This window comes from Achromobacter agilis (genome assembly GCF_900496965.1).
In the GTDB taxonomy this organism is placed as follows: Bacteria; Pseudomonadota; Gammaproteobacteria; order Burkholderiales; family Burkholderiaceae_B; genus Achromobacter; species Achromobacter agilis.
In genome coordinates this window covers 1-16,046 of the sequence record NZ_UFQB01000013.1, presented here as the reverse complement: position 1 = coordinate 16,046, position 16,046 = coordinate 1, and the positions used below count along the sequence as shown (strand labels likewise).

General features: G+C 69.1%; 15 protein-coding genes. 9 read left to right on the top strand and 6 right to left on the bottom strand.

From position 1 onward, the window contains the following. Positions 1–14 precede the first annotated feature (14 nt). Both nrdD and AGI3411_RS16140 read left to right on the top strand, forming a co-directional pair. Positions 15–197, top strand: a complete 183-nt coding sequence (nrdD, locus tag AGI3411_RS16145) for an anaerobic ribonucleoside-triphosphate reductase (RefSeq protein WP_129528385.1) — start codon at positions 15–17, stop codon at positions 195–197. Further along, on the top strand, positions 163–975 hold the full coding sequence (locus AGI3411_RS16140; protein WP_129528384.1) for an anaerobic ribonucleoside-triphosphate reductase activating protein: 813 nt from the start codon (positions 163–165) through the stop codon (positions 973–975). The genes nrdD and AGI3411_RS16140 overlap by 35 nt, the downstream gene beginning before the upstream one ends. Here the strand turns inward: AGI3411_RS16140 and AGI3411_RS16135 are convergent. Continuing rightward, positions 966–2,384, bottom strand: a complete 1,419-nt coding sequence (locus AGI3411_RS16135; protein WP_129528383.1) for an aminotransferase-like domain-containing protein — start codon at positions 2,382–2,384, stop codon at positions 966–968. The genes AGI3411_RS16140 and AGI3411_RS16135 overlap by 10 nt on opposite strands. Positions 2,385–2,512: 128 nt before the next feature. On the opposite strand from AGI3411_RS16135, the gene AGI3411_RS16130 reads away from it, so the two are divergent. The 3 genes from AGI3411_RS16130 to AGI3411_RS16120 all read left to right on the top strand — a co-directional run bounded on the left by AGI3411_RS16130 (position 2,513) and on the right by AGI3411_RS16120 (position 5,754). After that, entirely contained in the window at positions 2,513–3,802 is a 1,290-nt protein-coding gene (locus tag AGI3411_RS16130; protein ID WP_129528517.1) for a hydroxymethylglutaryl-CoA reductase, degradative, read from the top strand. 81 nt (positions 3,803–3,883) lie between these two features. Continuing rightward, positions 3,884–4,369 carry a hypothetical protein gene (locus AGI3411_RS16125; RefSeq protein WP_129528382.1) on the top strand — a complete coding sequence of 162 codons (486 nt, stop codon included), beginning with the start codon at positions 3,884–3,886 and terminating at the stop codon, positions 4,367–4,369. Continuing rightward, entirely contained in the window at positions 4,366–5,754 is a 1,389-nt protein-coding gene (locus AGI3411_RS16120) for a tripartite tricarboxylate transporter permease (protein ID WP_129528381.1), read from the top strand. The genes AGI3411_RS16125 and AGI3411_RS16120 overlap by 4 nt, the downstream gene beginning before the upstream one ends. 5 nt (positions 5,755–5,759) lie before the next feature. Here AGI3411_RS16120 and AGI3411_RS16115 read toward each other — a convergent pair whose 3' ends face one another. The 5 genes from AGI3411_RS16115 to AGI3411_RS16095 form a co-directional block, all read right to left on the bottom strand. Further along, positions 5,760–6,659, bottom strand: a complete 900-nt coding sequence (locus AGI3411_RS16115; protein WP_129528380.1) for an SMP-30/gluconolactonase/LRE family protein — start codon at positions 6,657–6,659, stop codon at positions 5,760–5,762. Between the two features lie 9 nt (positions 6,660–6,668). Further along, the gene (locus AGI3411_RS16110) at positions 6,669–7,667 is read right to left on the bottom strand and encodes a Bug family tripartite tricarboxylate transporter substrate binding protein (protein WP_129528379.1); all 999 of its coding nucleotides are present in this window, start codon (positions 7,665–7,667) and stop codon (positions 6,669–6,671) included. Positions 7,668–7,700: 33 nt separating this feature from the next. Beyond that, positions 7,701–8,687: a Bug family tripartite tricarboxylate transporter substrate binding protein gene (locus AGI3411_RS16105; protein WP_129528378.1), complete on the bottom strand. Its 987-nt coding sequence runs from the start codon at positions 8,685–8,687 to the stop codon at positions 7,701–7,703. After that, the gene (locus AGI3411_RS16100) at positions 8,684–9,889 is read right to left on the bottom strand and encodes a CaiB/BaiF CoA transferase family protein (RefSeq protein ID WP_129528377.1); all 1,206 of its coding nucleotides are present in this window, start codon (positions 9,887–9,889) and stop codon (positions 8,684–8,686) included. The genes AGI3411_RS16105 and AGI3411_RS16100 overlap by 4 nt, the downstream gene beginning before the upstream one ends. Before the next feature lie 98 nt (positions 9,890–9,987). Continuing rightward, complete coding sequence (locus tag AGI3411_RS16095) at positions 9,988–10,926, bottom strand: hydroxymethylglutaryl-CoA lyase (protein ID WP_129528376.1); 939 nt, start codon at positions 10,924–10,926, stop codon at positions 9,988–9,990. 217 nt (positions 10,927–11,143) lie between these two features. On the opposite strand from AGI3411_RS16095, the gene AGI3411_RS16090 reads away from it, so the two are divergent. From AGI3411_RS16090 to AGI3411_RS16075, 4 genes are all read left to right on the top strand, one after another. Continuing rightward, positions 11,144–11,872, top strand: coding sequence for an IclR family transcriptional regulator (locus AGI3411_RS16090; RefSeq protein ID WP_129528375.1), 729 nt, complete (start codon positions 11,144–11,146; stop codon positions 11,870–11,872). A gap of 97 nt (positions 11,873–11,969) precedes the next feature. Next, positions 11,970–13,127 carry an NAD(P)H-dependent flavin oxidoreductase gene (locus AGI3411_RS16085; RefSeq protein ID WP_129528374.1) on the top strand — a complete coding sequence of 386 codons (1,158 nt, stop codon included), beginning with the start codon at positions 11,970–11,972 and terminating at the stop codon, positions 13,125–13,127. Positions 13,128–13,212: 85 nt separating this feature from the next. Then, entirely contained in the window at positions 13,213–13,863 is a 651-nt protein-coding gene (locus AGI3411_RS16080; RefSeq protein WP_208748114.1) for a TetR/AcrR family transcriptional regulator, read from the top strand. Further along, positions 13,860–16,046: PEP/pyruvate-binding domain-containing protein (locus tag AGI3411_RS16075; protein WP_129528373.1), on the top strand; the 2,187-nt coding region annotated here is incomplete at its 3' end. The genes AGI3411_RS16080 and AGI3411_RS16075, both read left to right, overlap by 4 nt.

Below are 16,046 nucleotides of genomic sequence, written 5' to 3'. Positions count from 1 at the left end.
CAAAAGGAACCTCCATGCAAACCTTGACCGCTCCCGACGTCGCCGCCGCTTCCGCCCCGAGGCTGGACGACAGCCAGCGCGTGCGCTGCGAGATCTGGACCCGCGTAATGGGCTACCACCGCCCCGTTGCGTCCTTCAACACCGGCAAACAAGGCGAATTCAATGAACGCCGCTTCTTCGTCGAACGCCGCGCCTGAGGGGGCGCAATCCGGCCCGGCCTGCGGGCCGGGGGCCGGACCGGCCGCGCGCCGGCTCGCCGCCAGGCCCGCCTATCCGGCCCCGCCGCAGCCGGTCGTCCAGCCCTTGCCCCGGCACGCGCACGCGGTCGGCGGGCTGGTGCCCTTTTCCACCGTGGACTGGCCGGGCCAGCTGGCTGCCGTCGTTTTCATCTCGGGCTGCCCCTGGCGCTGCCACTACTGCCACAATACCGAACTGCAGACCCGCGCCGCCCGCTACGACTGGCGCGAAATGCGCGCCTTCCTGGAAACCCGCAAGGGCCTGCTCGACGCAGTCGTGTTCTCCGGCGGCGAGCCGCTGAGCGAGCCGCGCCTGCCGCAAATGATCCGCGACGTCAGGCGCATGGGGTACCGGGTCGGCCTGCATACCGCCGGCATCTATCCCCTGCGGCTGGCCGACATCATGCGCCACCTGGACTGGGTCGGCCTGGACATCAAGGCCGACTCCCAGGGCTATGACGACATTACCGGCCGCCGCGACTCCGAGCGCCCCGCGCAGGCCTGCCTGGCCCAGTTGCTGTCGGCGGGCCGCGACTTCGAATGCCGCATCACCTGGCATCCCGACTGGCTGGACGAAACCCGGCTGCTAGCCCTGGCGCGCGAACTCGCCCGCCGCGGCGTGCGCCGCTTCGCCGTGCAAGGCGCGCGCCGCTCGCCCGACTCGCCGCCGGTGCGCAACCTGAGCGCGCAGGCCGAAGCCCTGATGCGGCAATGGTTCCAGGAGTTCGACTATCGCTGAGCCAGGCGCCGCTGCAGCGTCGCGTGGAACCGAGGCGATCCGACGGCCCCGACATTGCACCGCGACCAAGGCGATACCGCCGTCGGGTCCACATTGAACACGCGCCCGGGCGCCATGATGACCTTCTCGGGCATGAGCTCGGCGGCCAGCGCCAGGGAATCGTCCACGCCGGGAAACGCCGACCACAGGTACAGGGAACTGGTCGGGCGGGCGAATACCTCGGCGCCCAGCGAATCCAGCACCTGCAGCGCCTGGCCGGTGGCGGCTTCCAGCCGCTGGCGCAGCCTGACCAGGTGCCGCTCGTAATGGCCCTCGCGCAGCATCACGTCCACCATGCGTTCGCAGTATTCGGAACTGCTGACGTGCACCAGCGCCTTGAGGTCGGCAAGATCGCTCGCCAACGCGGCGTTGCACGCGATGAAGCCCACCCGTAAGGCCGCGGAAAATGATTTCGAGAAACTGCCGATGTAAATGGTGCGTTCCAGCTGGTCCAGCGCCGACAGGCGCACCGCGGACATGGGCTTGAAATCGGCCAGCGGGTCGTTCTCGACCACCGTCAGGTTATGGCGCTCCGCCAGTTGCAGCACTTTGTAGGCCTTGGCGGGCGAAATATCCGAACCCGTGGGGTTGTGCGCCAGCGACTGCGTGAAGAACAGGCGCGGCTTTTCCTTTTGCAGCAGCGCTTCCAGCGCGGCGACGTCCGGCCCGTCGGACAAACGCGGCACGCCCAGCATGCGCGCCCCGGCCAGCTTCAGCTTGCCGAACAGCGGGTAGTAGCCGGGGTTGTCCACGAGCACCGAGGCGCCCGGCGGCACGAAATAGCGGATCACCAGGTCCATGGCCTCGTTCGCGCCATGCGTCAGCACCAGTTGCGGCGGCGCCGCATTGATCCCCACGTCGCCCAGCTTGCGCACCAGGCTTTCCCGCAGCGGCGCATAGCCGAAGCGGCTGCCGTAGCGGAACAAGGCCCCCAGGCCCGTGCGCACGACCTTCTGGTGGTAGCGGTCCATGCGCATGTCGGCCAGCCATTCCACCGGCGGGAATCCGTCGCCGACCGCGACCGCGTCCGGCTGGGTCTTGAGCTGCTCGCGCATCAACCACACGATATCCATGGCGCGGCTGAGTTGCCCGGGCTCCTCGTCCGCCGCCGCACGGGACTTGCCCGTCTCCAGCACAAAGAAGCCGGATCCCCGCCGCGGCTCCACCAGCCCCTGCGCGACGAGCATTTCAAACGCCACCACCACCGTGTTCTTCGCGTACCGGTGCAGCTGCGCCAGTTCTCGCAGGGACGGCAGCTTGTCGCCCGCGCGGTAGACGCCGTCGGCGATCTGCTGGCCGATCAGCCTGGCCAGGCTTTCGGCGATCGGTGCGGCGCGTTGCGGCCTGCCCGGAAGACTTGCTTCATCCATGCGGGATTCCTGCTGGGCACCGTCGAAATTGGTGCAGTGCAATGGTACTGTTTGCCTAAACTGTACCTCTCAATGGCGGTACAGTTTACCTAGAATCTGGCCACTTGATTCTGATATGGAGACACGCCATCGTGGCCGATTCACGCCTGCCCAACTTCCGTTCCCTCACCCCTGCCCAGCGCCTGTCCGCGATCGCGGACGCCGCCGCGTTCACCCCCGAGGAGCGCCAACTGCTGGCCGCTCCGGGCGCGCTCGGCCTGGACCGCGCGGACGGCATGATCGAGAACGTCATCGGTTCGTTCGAGCTGCCGCTGGGCGTGGCCGGCAACTTCCAGGTGAACGGCCGCGACGTGCTGGTGCCGATGGCGGTCGAAGAACCGTCCGTGGTCGCTGCGGCGTCCTATATGGCCAAGCTGGCGCGCGAATGCGGCGGCTTCGAAACGTCCAGCACCCGTCCCTTGATGCGCGCGCAGGTGCAGGTGCTGGGCCTGACCGATCCGCACGGCGCGCGGCTCGCCCTGCTGCGCGAGCGCGAACGCATCATCGCGCTGGCCAACGGCCGCGACAAGGTGCTGATCGAGCTGGGCGGCGGCTGCCAGGACATCGAAGTGCACGTCTTCCCCGAAACGCCGCGCGGCCCCATGATCGTGATGCACCTGATCGTGGACGTGCGCGACGCGATGGGCGCCAACACCGTCAACACCATGGCCGAAGCCGTGGCGCCGTTGGTCGAAGAGATCGTGGGCGGGTCGGTGCGCCTGCGCATCCTGTCCAACCTGGCGGACCTGCGGCTGGCCCGCGCGCGCGTGCGCCTGACGCCGCAGACGCTCGACACCAAGGACCGTAGCGGCGCCGACATCATCGAAGGCGTGCTGGACGCCTATACTTTCGCCGCCATCGATCCCTACCGCGCCGCGACCCACAACAAGGGCATCATGAACGGCATCGACCCCGTCATCGTCGCCACCGGCAACGATTGGCGCGCCGTGGAGGCCGGCGCGCACGCCTACGCCAGCCGCTCGGGCCGCTACACCTCGCTCACGCACTGGGAAAAAGACGCCTCGGGCGCGCTGGTCGGCTCCATCGAGATGCCCATGCCCGTGGGCCTGGTGGGCGGCGCCACCAAGACCCATCCGCTGGCCCGGCTGGCGCTGAAGATCATGGCCGTGCGCTCGGCGCAGGAACTGGGCGAAGTCGCCGTAGCCGTCGGCCTGGCCCAGAACCTGGGCGCGCTGCGCGCGCTGGCCACCGAAGGCATCCAGCGCGGCCACATGGCGCTGCACGCCCGCAACATCGCATTGGTGGCGGGCGCGACCGGCGCCGAGATCGACGCCATCGCCAAACGCATGGCCGCGGAGCAGGACGTCCGCACCGACCGCGCGCTGGCATTGCTGGAGGAACTGCGCAATCCGCGATAAGGACCTGGCCGCCCTGGCCGCACAAAAACCGAGGCGGCGCCCGGATTCGCCGGACGCCGCCCGATCACAGAGGAGAGAGACATGAACCCGAACACCCCGGCGCCGTCGACGCGCCTGGCGGAGGTCTGGAGCGACACGGTGGACCTGCGCCATCTCGCCTGGGCCATCGGCATCGGCATCGGCGTCAGCGTGGCGGGCTTCTATGCCGCCAGCCGCTGGCTGCGCGGCATCGTTGCATCCCCCGAACTGGCCCACGCCTATGCCATGCTGGCCGGGCTGGCGGGCTGCGTGGTGGCAGGCGTCATCTGCGCCCGCCTGTTCCCGCCCAAGCGCGAAGTCGTCGAACACAGATCCACCCACGACCCAGCCTGGCGCGCCGAAGTATTGGCCGAACTGGCCGAGCAACCCGGCGGCCTGGGCACGCTTGCCGATCTGCCGGAACCGGTGGTCCGTGAATTGAAGGAACTGGACCTGTACGACCTGTTCGCCGAATCCGCGGCCCAGCCGTCCCATCCGTCCGCGCGCGCGCCCTCCCCGCAAGCCGCAGGCAAGGAGGCCCTGGCATGAGCGACCCTATCCTTCTCGAACAAATCATGGTGGCGGCCGCGATGGGCCTGCTGGGCGCGGTGGTGTTCGCCGCCATCGGCCTGGTCTCCGGCACCGATGAAACCACCACGCTGGCGCCGCTGACCCTGCTGGTGGTGCTGCTGGGGGTGCCGCCCGCGGGCGTCTTCACCTTTTTCCTAGCCGGCGCGGTGGCCAAGCACATGACCCATGCCGTACCCACGGCCTTGCTGGGCATCCCCGGCGACACCCTCGCCACGCCGCTGCTGCAGGACGCGAACATGCTGCGTAAGCTGGGCGTGCCGCATATCGCGTTGCGCAAGATGGTGTCCGGCGCCATCGTCGCCGCCTTCGTCGCGGTCCCGCTGGCCGTGCTGTTCGCGGTGCTGCTGGCGCCGTTCGGCGCGGCCATCACCAAGTCCGCGCCCTGGATCTTCCTGGCCGCGGCGGTGCTGATCGCCTACTTCTCGGCCGGACGCTGGGCCGCGGTGGCGCTGCTGGTGCCGTTCGTCGTGGTCATCATCGCGCTGCAAAGCCTGACCGCCAAGTATGGGGTAAAGCTGAGCATCAGCTACTTCCTGGGCATCGCCATCGGGCCGCTGATCGCGGACCTGTTCACGGTGGTCTCGCCGCAGGGGCGCACGCGGATGATGCGGGACAAGGTCCGCACCTTCTCGCTGGCGCCCGACGTCAAGGGCTGGTCGGGATACTTTCCCAATCCCCTGAAGGTCATGGACCGCACGCAGACGCGCTGGACGCTGGCCACCGCCGCGGTCTCCAGCGCAACCTTCGTGTTCAGCCCGGTGGCCATGACCGTGGTGCTGGGCGAACTGGTCGGCTCGCGCATCAAGCACGCCTATCACCGCCTGACCACCGTGCTGAGCGCGCGCAACGGCGTCACCGAGGCCACCTACATCGCCGAGGCGCTCATTCCCCTGATCGCCTTCGGCCTGCCGTTGAGCCCGGTGGCCGCCGGCCCGGCCGCGCCGCTGTTCAACGCGCCGCCGCGCTTCACGGTGGACGCCGCGACCGGCCAGACGCACAACCTGCACAACCTGCTGAGCCATTGGGAGTTCCTGGGCTACGGCATGCTGGCGGTGCTGCTGGCGGCGGTGGTGTCCTACCCCTTCGCCATGAACTTCGCGCGCCGCGCCGCCCTGTTCGTGTCGCGCAAGGTCAGCCACGAAGCCATCATCGCCACGTTCGTAGGCCTGATCATCGTGATCAGCGTCTGGGAAGGCCAGTTCCTCGGCCTGCTCGTGATCCTGACCATGGGCCTGTTCGGCGGGCTGTTGTCGCGCCTGTTCGGCTTCAACACCGGCGTCCAGTTCATGGGCTACTACACCGCCGTGCTCTCGGTGCCCGCCATCGTCAAGCTGCTGGCGTAGGAGGCTCAGGCCGGCAGCGGCGCCTCCAGGATCGCCCCGGTCGCGGACTCCGTCATCACGACGGAACCGCCGCCGGGGCGCACCGCCACATTGGTCACGGTGCTTGCCTCGATGGGGCTTTTCAGGAAGTGCGTGACCTCGCCTCCGGCATTGAGCACGAACACGCCGCCCAGGCTGGCGTGGGCCACCAACAGGCGGCCATCCTGCGTCGTGGCCAGGCCATCCGGTCCGCTGGTGCCGAAGAAGGTCCGGAAGGCGCCCATCTTGCTCACCGAACCATCCGCCATCAATGGCGCGCGCCAGACCTGGTTGGCCCGCGTAACCGCAACGAACAGCACCCTCTCTTCCGCGTCCAGCGCAATGCCGTTGGGACTGGGCGCGTTCGCCAGCAGGAGGTCGAGGCGGCCGCAGCCGGCGTCGTAGCGGTAGACGCGCCCCTGCGGGTCATGCAGGCCCGTCTGCTCCTGGTCCGTGAAATAGAGACGCCCCGCGCGGTCGAAGACCAGATCGTTCACGCCTTTGAAGGACTCGCTGTTGCGGTGCCCCAGCACGGTTTCCACCCGGCCGCTGCCGGGATCGCAACGCAGGATCCCGTGCCGGTAGTCGGCCACCCACAGGCTGCCGTCGCGGTGCAAGGCCAGGCCGTTGGGCCAGCCCCCGGTCTCGGCCACCGTGTGCCAGCCGCCCGTGCCGTCGAGCCGCAGAATGCGTCCATGCGGAATGTCCGTCACATACAAGGCGCCGGACGCATCGAACACCGGCCCTTCCAGGAAGCAATCGACGATCGCCCCCGCCTTGTTGGCGTCGCCCCAGGCGCTGCGCTGCCTGCGCCGCAGCTCATCCGGCAGCGTGGCGATGACGCGCGCCGGAACGACGGCCGGCGGCCTGAATTCCAGATTCCACATGACTCCCCCCTATTCCGGCCTGATGCCGACGCGCTTGCCCACGTCCGCCCACAACACGACCTGCTGCTGGACGTAGCCGCCGAACTCCGCGACGCCCATCGACCGGTGCTGCGCGCCTTGGCGCGCCATGTTGTCGCGCATCGCCGGATCGCTCATCACCTGGGATACCAGGCGGTTCATTTTTTCGACGATGGCCGGCGGCGTGCCCTTGGGCGCGGCCAGCCCGAACCAGTTCAGCACCTGATAAGACGGAAGGCCGGCCTGCGCGAACGTCGGCACGTCCGGCAGCGTCGCCAGGCGCTCGTTGCCGCTGACGGCAAGCGCCCGCGCGCGGCCGCCCTGCACCGGCGCAATGGCGGTCGGCGCGGCGGTGATCAACACGTCGATCTGGCCGGCCATCACATCCGCCAGCGCCGCGCCCGCCCCGCGATACGGAATGTGCGTCAGCGAAATTCCCGCTACGCTCCTGAACATCTCGGCTGCCAGGTGCGTCGAACTGGCCTGGCCGCCGGACCCGTAGTTGAGCTTGCCGGGATGGGCGCGCGCATACGACACCAGTTGCTCCACCGTCTTGAACGGCGACTTTTCCGGCACCAGCAGCACCAGCGGCGTTTCGATGATCTCGCCGACGTGGACCAGATCGCTCCGGTAGTCCCACGGCAGCTTCGCGAATTGCAGGGGCAGCATCGCATAGGTGGTGTCGGTCACCAGGAAGGTGCTGCCGTCGGGCGCCGAACGCACCACTTCCTGCGTGGCGATCGTGCCGGAGGCGCCGGTCTTGTTGTCGACGATGAATGTCTTGCCCGTCGCCTCGGACAGCTTTTGCGCGACCTGCCGCGCGGCGTAGTCCGTCGTTCCTCCGGGCGAGTACGGCACGACCAGGCGCACGGGTTTGTCGGGCCAGGCGGCCGCCTCGCCGGCGGCCTGCGCCGGCAGGCAGGCCGTGCCGATCGCGGCGGCGGCCAGCAGGCGGAGCAGGATGCTCCCGGGGGTGAAGTATGAAGTCATGGTCTGTCTCCTCTGGGGTGCCAGCGCTTCGCCTCAAGAGGCGGTCTGGATGTTGGCCTCGCTGATCAGGCGGGCCCATTTCTTCTGTTCGTGCAGGATGTATTGCTGCGCCGCCTCGGGCGTGCCGCCCATCGCCGTGCTGCCCTCGGCGGTGAACATGGCCACCGTGGCGGGGTCTGCCAGCACTTTTTCGACGACGCCGTTGACCGCCTTGATCACCTCCCCGGGCGTTCCCGCGGGCGCCACCAGCGCCTTCCAGTCCAACGCCTCGAAGCCGTCGAAGCCGGACTCGGCCACGGTAGGAACGTCGGGCAGGATCGGCAGCCGCGCGCGCGACGTGACGGCCAGCGGGCGCAGCACCTTGCCCTTCAGCATTTCCTGCGCGGCCTGGGGCGTGGCGAACATGTAGTCCGTATTTTCACCCAGCAGGTCGTTCAAGGCCGGCGCGGCGCCGCGGTATGGCACGTTCAGCACCTGGAACTTCGCCTGGTACGCCAGCAGTTCTCCGGCCAGATGGCCCACCGTGCCCGATCCCGCCAGGGCCTGCTTGATGGAGCCCGGCGCCGCGCGCGCGTCGCGGATCAGGTCCGCCAAGGTGTTCCAGCGGGCGTTGGCCTTCACGACCAGCACCACGGGCAGCGACGCGATCAAGGCCACGGCGGAAAAATCCGTGCTGGCGTCGAAAGGCATCTTCGGCATCAAGGCAGGATTGATGGCCAGATTGGAGGTCTGCCCCATACCCAGCATGAGGCCATCGGGCTTGGCCTTCGCGACGTAGTCCAGGCCGATATTGCCGCCCGCGCCCGGGCGGTTCTCGACCACGACGGACCAGCCGGCGCCGCTGGTGATCTTGGCCGCGATGGCGCGGGCCACGGAGTCCGTGCCGCCGCCCGGCGTATAGGGAACGATCAGGCGGATGGGACGGCCGTCGGGATAGTTTCCGGCCGTCTGCGCCCGCAGCGGCAGCGCGGCCGCGCAAAGGGCCGCGCCCAGGAAGGTGCGTCGGGATAGAGCAATCATGAGGTTTTGTCTCCTTGTGTGATGTGCCTTGCCTTCAAGGCCGCGATTTCGTCGTCGCGATAACCGGCGGCGCGCAAAAGCTCGTCGGTGTGCTCGCCCACCGCGGGCGGCTGCAGGCGGATGGGCGGCTGGGCGCCGTCCAGGGTCAGCGGGGCCAATGGCACCCGCGTTTCCCGGCCGTCCGGCAGCGTGACCGGCGCGAGCCCGCCCGTGGCCTTCAGGTGCGGGTCGTCGAAAAGTTGTTCTGGGCGGGTGATGGGCGCAAACGGCAGGCCCTCCCGTTCGAACCGCGCCGCGAGTTCGGACGCCGGGTAATCGGCCAGATGCGACCGCAACAGCGGCATCAGCCAATCGCGGGCCAGCACGCGGTCGTTGTTCGTCTTCAGGCGCGGGTCCGACAGCCATTCCGTCAGCCCGAACGCGCGGCAGAAGATGTCCCATTGCTTGTCGCTCACGACAGCCAGGAACACCTGCTCTCCGTCCTTCACGGTGAAGACGTCATAGACCGCCCAGGCGGAAATGCGGCTGGGCATCGGCGCCGGCGCGTTTCCCGTCACGGCGTGCTGCATCATGTGCTGGCCCACCAGGAAGACGTTGTTCTCGAACAGCGAAGCCTGTACCTCCATGCCCTCGCCCGTCCGTTCGCGCTGGGCCAAGGCCGCCATCGCGCCCAGCGCGCCGAACATCCCGCCCATGATGTCGTTGACGCTGGCGCCGGCGCGCAGCGGATCGCCAGGACGGCCCGTCATGTAGGCCAGCCCGCCCATCATCTGCACCACTTCGTCCAGGGCGGTCCGGTTGTCGTAAGGCCCGGGCAGGAAGCCCTTGTGGCTGACGTAGATCAGGCGGGGATTGCGCGCCTTCAGCGCGGCGTACCCCAGGCCCAGCTTTTCCATCACGCCAGCCTTGAAGTTTTCGCTGACCACGTCCGCCGAATCGATCAGCCGCCGCGCGGCCTCGATACCCTCGGCTTGCTTCAGGTCCAGCGCGATGCTTTTCTTGTTGCGGTTGAACATCGGAAAGAAGCCCGCGCCGGAACCCAGCAGCCTGCGCGTGGAATCGCCCCCTATCGGCTCGACCTTGATGACTTCGGCGCCCAGGTCCGCCAGCAGCATGCCGCAGGTGGGCCCCATCACCATGTGGGTGAATTCGACGACACGGATGCCTTCGTACGGAAGGCGGGACGGGAAACGGCTGGACATGCAAGACACCTTCAAGGGCAAATGGAGAGACGCCACGGCATGGGCGCAGGCGGAACGCCGCCCGGCCGCGCCGGCAACGCGAATGGCAAGGGGCTTGGCTAGTGGAACGGCCCAAAGCCCTTGGGCAGGCCCGCATCCGGCGTCATGCCGTACAGCGGCTCGCCCGGCAGGCCAGCGGCCAGCGGCGCGCGCGCCGCAATGATTTTTTGCATCGATATCCCGGTCCGCACGCCCATCGCCTCGAACATGAACACCAGGTCCTCGGTGACGACATTGCCCGAGGCGCCCGGCGCATAGGGGCAGCCGCCCAAGCCGCCCAGCGAGCTATCGAAGGTGCGCACCCCCTCGTCCCAGGCCGCTAGGCAATTGGCCAGGCCCAGCCCCCGCGTGTTGTGCATGTGGGCCGCGCCGGCCCTGGACCCGAGTTCGCTGCGCAGGCGCCGGAACAGCCGGCGCACCTGCGAGGGGTTGGCGTAGCCCACAGTGTCGGACAGGCCTGACTCGTCCGCGCCCGCCGCCACGCACATCGCGGCCAGGCGGATGACCTCGTCCTCCGGCACCAGGCCCTGCAAGGTGCAACCGAAAGCCGTCGAGATGCCGGCCTCGAGCTTGACCGCCGGCGCCAGCTCGTCGCGCAGGCGGGCGATGGCGCGGACTTCCTCCACCATGTCCTCGGGTGTTTTGCGGACATTGGCCAGCGAATGGGCGCGGCTGGCGGAAACCGGCATGGTCAGCTTGTGGGCCCCGGCGCGCAGCGCCGCCTCGGCGCCCCGCAGATTGGGCACCAGCGCCATCACGGTCACGCCGGGCTGGCGCACGGCATAGGCGACCACCTCCGCGGCATCCGCCATTTGCGGCAGCAGCCGCGCCGGCACGAACGAAGCCACTTCGATTTCCCTCACGCCCGCGGCGACCAGCGCGTCGATCCAGCGGAACTTGGCCTCGGTCGGCATGGTGGCCTGCACCGATTGCAGCCCGTCGCGGGGCCCGACTTCGCTGATCAGGACGTCGGCCTGTACTGAGTCGTCATGCGCCACGGTTCTGTCTCCTGCCTGATTTGAAAATTCTATCTAATAGAATGATATTCTTTCTAATAGAATTAAAAGCGAACGCGATTGGGCTGTCAAGCAGGTTTTCGGGCGCGCGCCGCGCCTGTGGCGCCGAACAGGGGCGGGCCTGTGCCTACAATGGCCTCCAGTCGTTCTAAAGGATGGAATATGCCGACCGATCTCCGCCGCGCCGCCGAGGCTGCCCATGCCCCGTAAAGCCGCCACCCAATCCGTCGCGGATGGCGATGCCGCCGAAGGCGGCGTCGCCGCGGTCGACCGGGCGATGAGCCTGATGGCGGTGTTCACCCCCGCCGACGGGACCCTCTCCCTGGGCGAACTGGCCGAACGCACGCGGCTGTACAAGAGCACCGTGCTGCGCCTGCTGGCCTCACTGGAGCATGCGCAATGGATCCGCCGCCTGGACGACGGACGCTACGCGCTGGGCGCCGAAGTGGCCCGCCTGCACAGCATCTATTCGGCATCGTTTTCGCTGGAACAGGTGGTCATGCCCGTGCTGCGCGACCTGGTGGCGGCCACTGGCGAAAGCGCGGCCTACCACGTGCGCCAGGGCGACGCCCGCCTGTGCCTGTACCGCGTCGATTCCCCGCATCCGGTGCGCGACCATATCCGCGCCGGGGATCTGCTGCCGCTGGAACGCGGCAGCGGAGGGCGCATCCTGACGGCGTTCGACGCCATCCTGGGCCACGCGCCCGGCCCCGATCAGGCGCTGTACGCGCGGATACGCAAAGACGGCTATTTCGCCGCGACGGGCGACCGGCTGAGCGAAGTGGCGGGCATCTCCGCCCCCGTTTTCCTCCTGTCCGGCGACATTGCGGCCGCGGTGACACTGACCGCTCCCGCGCATCGCTACAACGCCGACCACCTGGCGCCCGTGCTGCAGGCCGCGCGCCGGCTTACGGGCCACGTCGGCTGACCGGCCCCCGCCATTGCCACGCCGCTTGATCCCGCGCAAAGCGATGCGCGGGTCCTTGCTCTAGCCTCTGTCCACTTGACCTGAGGAAAGACTCGATATGACGTGGTTCAAATCACTCACCCTCGCCGGACGCGAATTGCTGCCCATCGTCCAGGGCGGCATGGGCGTCGGCGTATCCGCCCACCGCCTGGCCGGCGCGGTTGCCAGCCAGAACGCCGTGGGCACCATTGCCAGCGTCGATTTGCGCCATCACCACCCCGATTTGCTCGAAAAGACCGAACGGTGCCATGACCGCGAACTGATAGACAGCGCCAACCTGGAAGCGCTGCACCGCGAAGTGCGCGCGGCCCTCGACACGGCCCAGGGCCGCGGTCTGATCGCCGTGAACGTCATGAAAGCCGTGCGCGACCACCCCGCCCTGGTGCGCCAGGCGTGCGAAAGCGGCGCCCAGGCCATCGTGATGGGCGCCGGCCTGCCGCTGGACTTGCCCGAGATGACCGCCGACTTCCCCAAGGTCGCGCTCGTGCCCATCCTGTCGGAGGCGCGCGGCGTGGCCGCGGTGCTGAAGAAATGGATGAAGAAAGGCCGGCTGGCCGACGCCGTCGTGATCGAACATCCCGGCCACGCCGGCGGCCACCTGGGCGCCGCGCGCCTGGATGACATCCACAATGAGCGCTTCGACTTCAAGCGCGTGCTGGCCGACTGCCACAAGCTGTTCGAAGAATTGCAGCTGGGCAAAGACACGCCGCGGCTCATCGTGGCCGGCGGCGTGGGCAGCCACGAACAGGTGCGCCACTGGCTGGGCCACGGCGCCGACGGCGTGCAGGTAGGAACCGCCTTCGCCGTCACCCAGGAAGGCGACGCGCACGAGAACTTCAAGCGTGTGCTGATCGATGCCGATCCCGACCATCTCACGGAATTCACCAGCGTGGCCGGCCTGCCCGCCCGTGCCGTGCCGACGCCCTGGCTGACGCGTTACCTGCGCCAGGAAAAGACGCTGCAGGCCAATACGCGCTGCGACGCGCGGCGCTGCAGCCAGCGCATGGACTGCCTGACGCAATGCGGGCTGCGCGACGGCATCTCGCGCTTCGGGCAATTCTGCATCGACCTGAAGCTGGCTGCGGCCATGCGCGGCGAAGTCAGCCGCGGCCTGTTCTTCCGCGGCGCGTCCAAGCTGCCGTTCGGCAACGCCATGCGCTCGGTGCGCGAGCTGCTGGATTACCTGCTGCACGGAGAAATGCCCGCTACCGCCTGATCCCGCAAGCTGTTTCGGGGCCCGTGGCTTCCGAAAATAATTAGACGTCGTACAATATTATTCGTCGTCTAATTATTGGACCGCCATGCTCCGTCCCGATCCCTCCTTGCCCGCGGCTCCCGCGCCAGACGCCGGACGCCGCGAGCGCAAGCGCCAGCAGACGCTGGACCACCTGGCGCAGACCGCCTACCGCCTGTTCGAGACGCTCGGGTACGACGCCGTCACCATGGAACAGATCGCCGCCCAGGCGGACGTCGCCAAGGGCACGCTGTACAACCACTTTCCGGTCAAGGAAGCCCTGCTCGCGCACCGTTTCCACGGCGAGCTCGCCGCATCTCTTGCGGAACTCGGACCCGCGCTGCGGAAACTCCCCTCCTTCGCGCAGCGGCTGACGCGGATCCTGCATGCGTCGGCGCACTGGTCCGAATCCCACCGGGCCTATCTGGGTCCCTACCTGCGCTACCGCCTGGCCACCCTGCAGCCCGACGGGCAGGACGGCGGCCGCAACCCGCGCAGCGGCATGCAGGAGCTGTTCACGTCGCTGATCGCCGACGCCCAGTCCGCCAGCCAGTTGCGCGCGGACCTGCCCGCGGAACTGCTGGCCCACCAATTGCAATTCCTCTACCTGGGCGCGATGCTGCGCTGGCTGGACCGGCCCGGCGCCGCCCTCCGGGCGGAATTCGACGCGGCGATCAGCCTTTTCCTGCACGGCGCCGCTTCCGGAGACGCGGCATGACGGCCATCGTGATGGACTGGGCCGCGGCCGCCCTGGCCGGCCCCGCGGACGCGGGCGGCAAGGGCTGGCAGTTGGCCCGCATGGCGCAGCTGGGCGTGCCCGTGCCGGACGGCATCGTGCTGTCAGCCCGCGCCAGCCTTAGCCGGCAGGCAGGCCAGGACGTGCCGGCCGACGTTGCCGATGCGTTGCAGAAGGCGTTGCGCGAGCGCGGCTGGCTGGCGCGTCCGCTGGCGCTGCGGTCCTCCGCGCCGCAAGAGGATTCCGCCGGCGCGTCCTTCGCGGGCATCCACCTGTCCTGCCTGAACGTGCTTGGCGCGCAGGCGGCGGTCGACGCCGTCAGGCAGATCTGGGATTCGCAATGGACGCCGCAGGCCCAGGCCTACCGCCAGCGGCTGGGCCTGGACGCCGGCGCCGGCATGGCCGTGGTGGTGATGCCGCTGATCCCCGCCGTTTCGTCCGGCATCGTCTTCACGGCCGACCCCGTCTCCGGCCGCCACGACGACATGCTCATCCACGCCAACTGGGGCCTGGGCGAGTCGCTAGTCGGCGGACAGGCGGACGGGGACGAATACCGCCTGCGCGAAGACTATCTGCGCCAGGCATGGCCGCTGGTCCAGCGGCACATCGGCGCCAAGCGCCGCGCCAGCCTGCCCGCCCAGATGGGCCAGGGCACCCGCCTGGCCGACACCCCTTCCGGGCGCGCCGCGCAGGCCGTGCTCACAGACAGCCAGGCCGAAGCGCTGGGCGACATCGCCCGCGACGCGGCCCGGGCGCTGGACTACGCCGGCGGCGGCCACGACATCGAATGGGCGTGGGACGGCGCGCGGTTCTGGGTTTTGCAGGCGCGCCCCATCACCGCGATGGCGCGCCATACCTATCCCGCGTTGCGGCCGCAGCCTTCCTACTGGTCCCGCGGCAACACCCGCGAAGTCCTGCCGCAAGCCATGTCCGCGCTGGAATGGGACACCGGGCGCGTCATGGCCCAGCGCATGCTGACCTGCGGGTTCGAACTCAGCGGCTACGCCACGCTGCCCGGCGTGCGGCTGGCAGCGCTGATCCATGGCCGCGTCTACCTGGACGCCTCCGTCATCCAATGGGTCGGCTACGACGCGCTGGGCGTGCCGCCGCATGCCATGAACGCGCTGCTGGGCGGCCCTCAGCCCGACATCGCGGTGCCGCCGCTTACGCTTATGCAGCGCTTGCGGCATGGCGTGCGCCTCGTGCGCTACCTGCGCCGCGCCGCGCCATTGCGCCGGCACGCCGCAGCCGACCTGCCGCGGCTGCTGGCGCGCGCGCAAGCCTGGCTGGAAGAACCGCTGCCCGGCTCCGACGCCGGGCTGGGCGCCCGATTGCGCGAGCAATTCCTGACCGTACTGGCCGCGGACGAATTGTTCTTCCTGCAAGGCTCGGGCGGCGGCGCGCTGTCCAAGCTTCTGGAACTGATCGAAAAAGCCTGCCCAGGCGAGGGCCACGCGCTGACCGCCGCGCTGATGGCGGGCGGCGAACCCAGCGTAACCGCGCAACAGAGCTATGCGCTGATGGCCCTGGCCAAAACCGCCGAAACCGACGCTCCGGCGCAAGCGTGGCTGCGCAGCCCGCAACGCGACAGCGCCTCCTGGCGGACCGCGCTGCCCGAGGGCAGCCCCTTCAAACAGGCGTTCGCGGATTTCCTGGCCCGCTATGGCCATCGCGCCGTCTATGAAACCTATCTCCGCAATCCGCGCTGGCGCGAGGCGCCCGCCTATTTGCTGGACAGCATCCTGAACCTGATCGGCGCCGACGCGGGCGCGCTGCGCGCCCGGCAGGAAAGCGCCGCGCGCGCGGCCTGGCAACGGGTGCGCGCCACCCTGCCGTTCTGGCAGCGGCCGCTGGCCGCCAAGCTGCTGACCGCCTCGCGCCTTGAAGGCAGGCAGCGCGAAGCCGCCCGCAGCGTGCTGGTCGCGTACCTCGCGGCGGCACGCCGGAGCGCGCTCGCCGTGGGCGAACGCCATGCCGGCCCCGACGGTTTGCCCGCGGCCGACGACGTCTTCCACCTTACCGCCGCCGAGCTCTTCGCCCTGGCCGATGGCAGGCTCGCGCCCCTGGCCGCCGCCCGTCGCGCCGCGCTGCGCCGCGCGCAGCTCGACGCGTGGACCGCGGCGCCGGACCTGGACGTCGTTACCGAGCCTGGCGCAGGGGAAGCC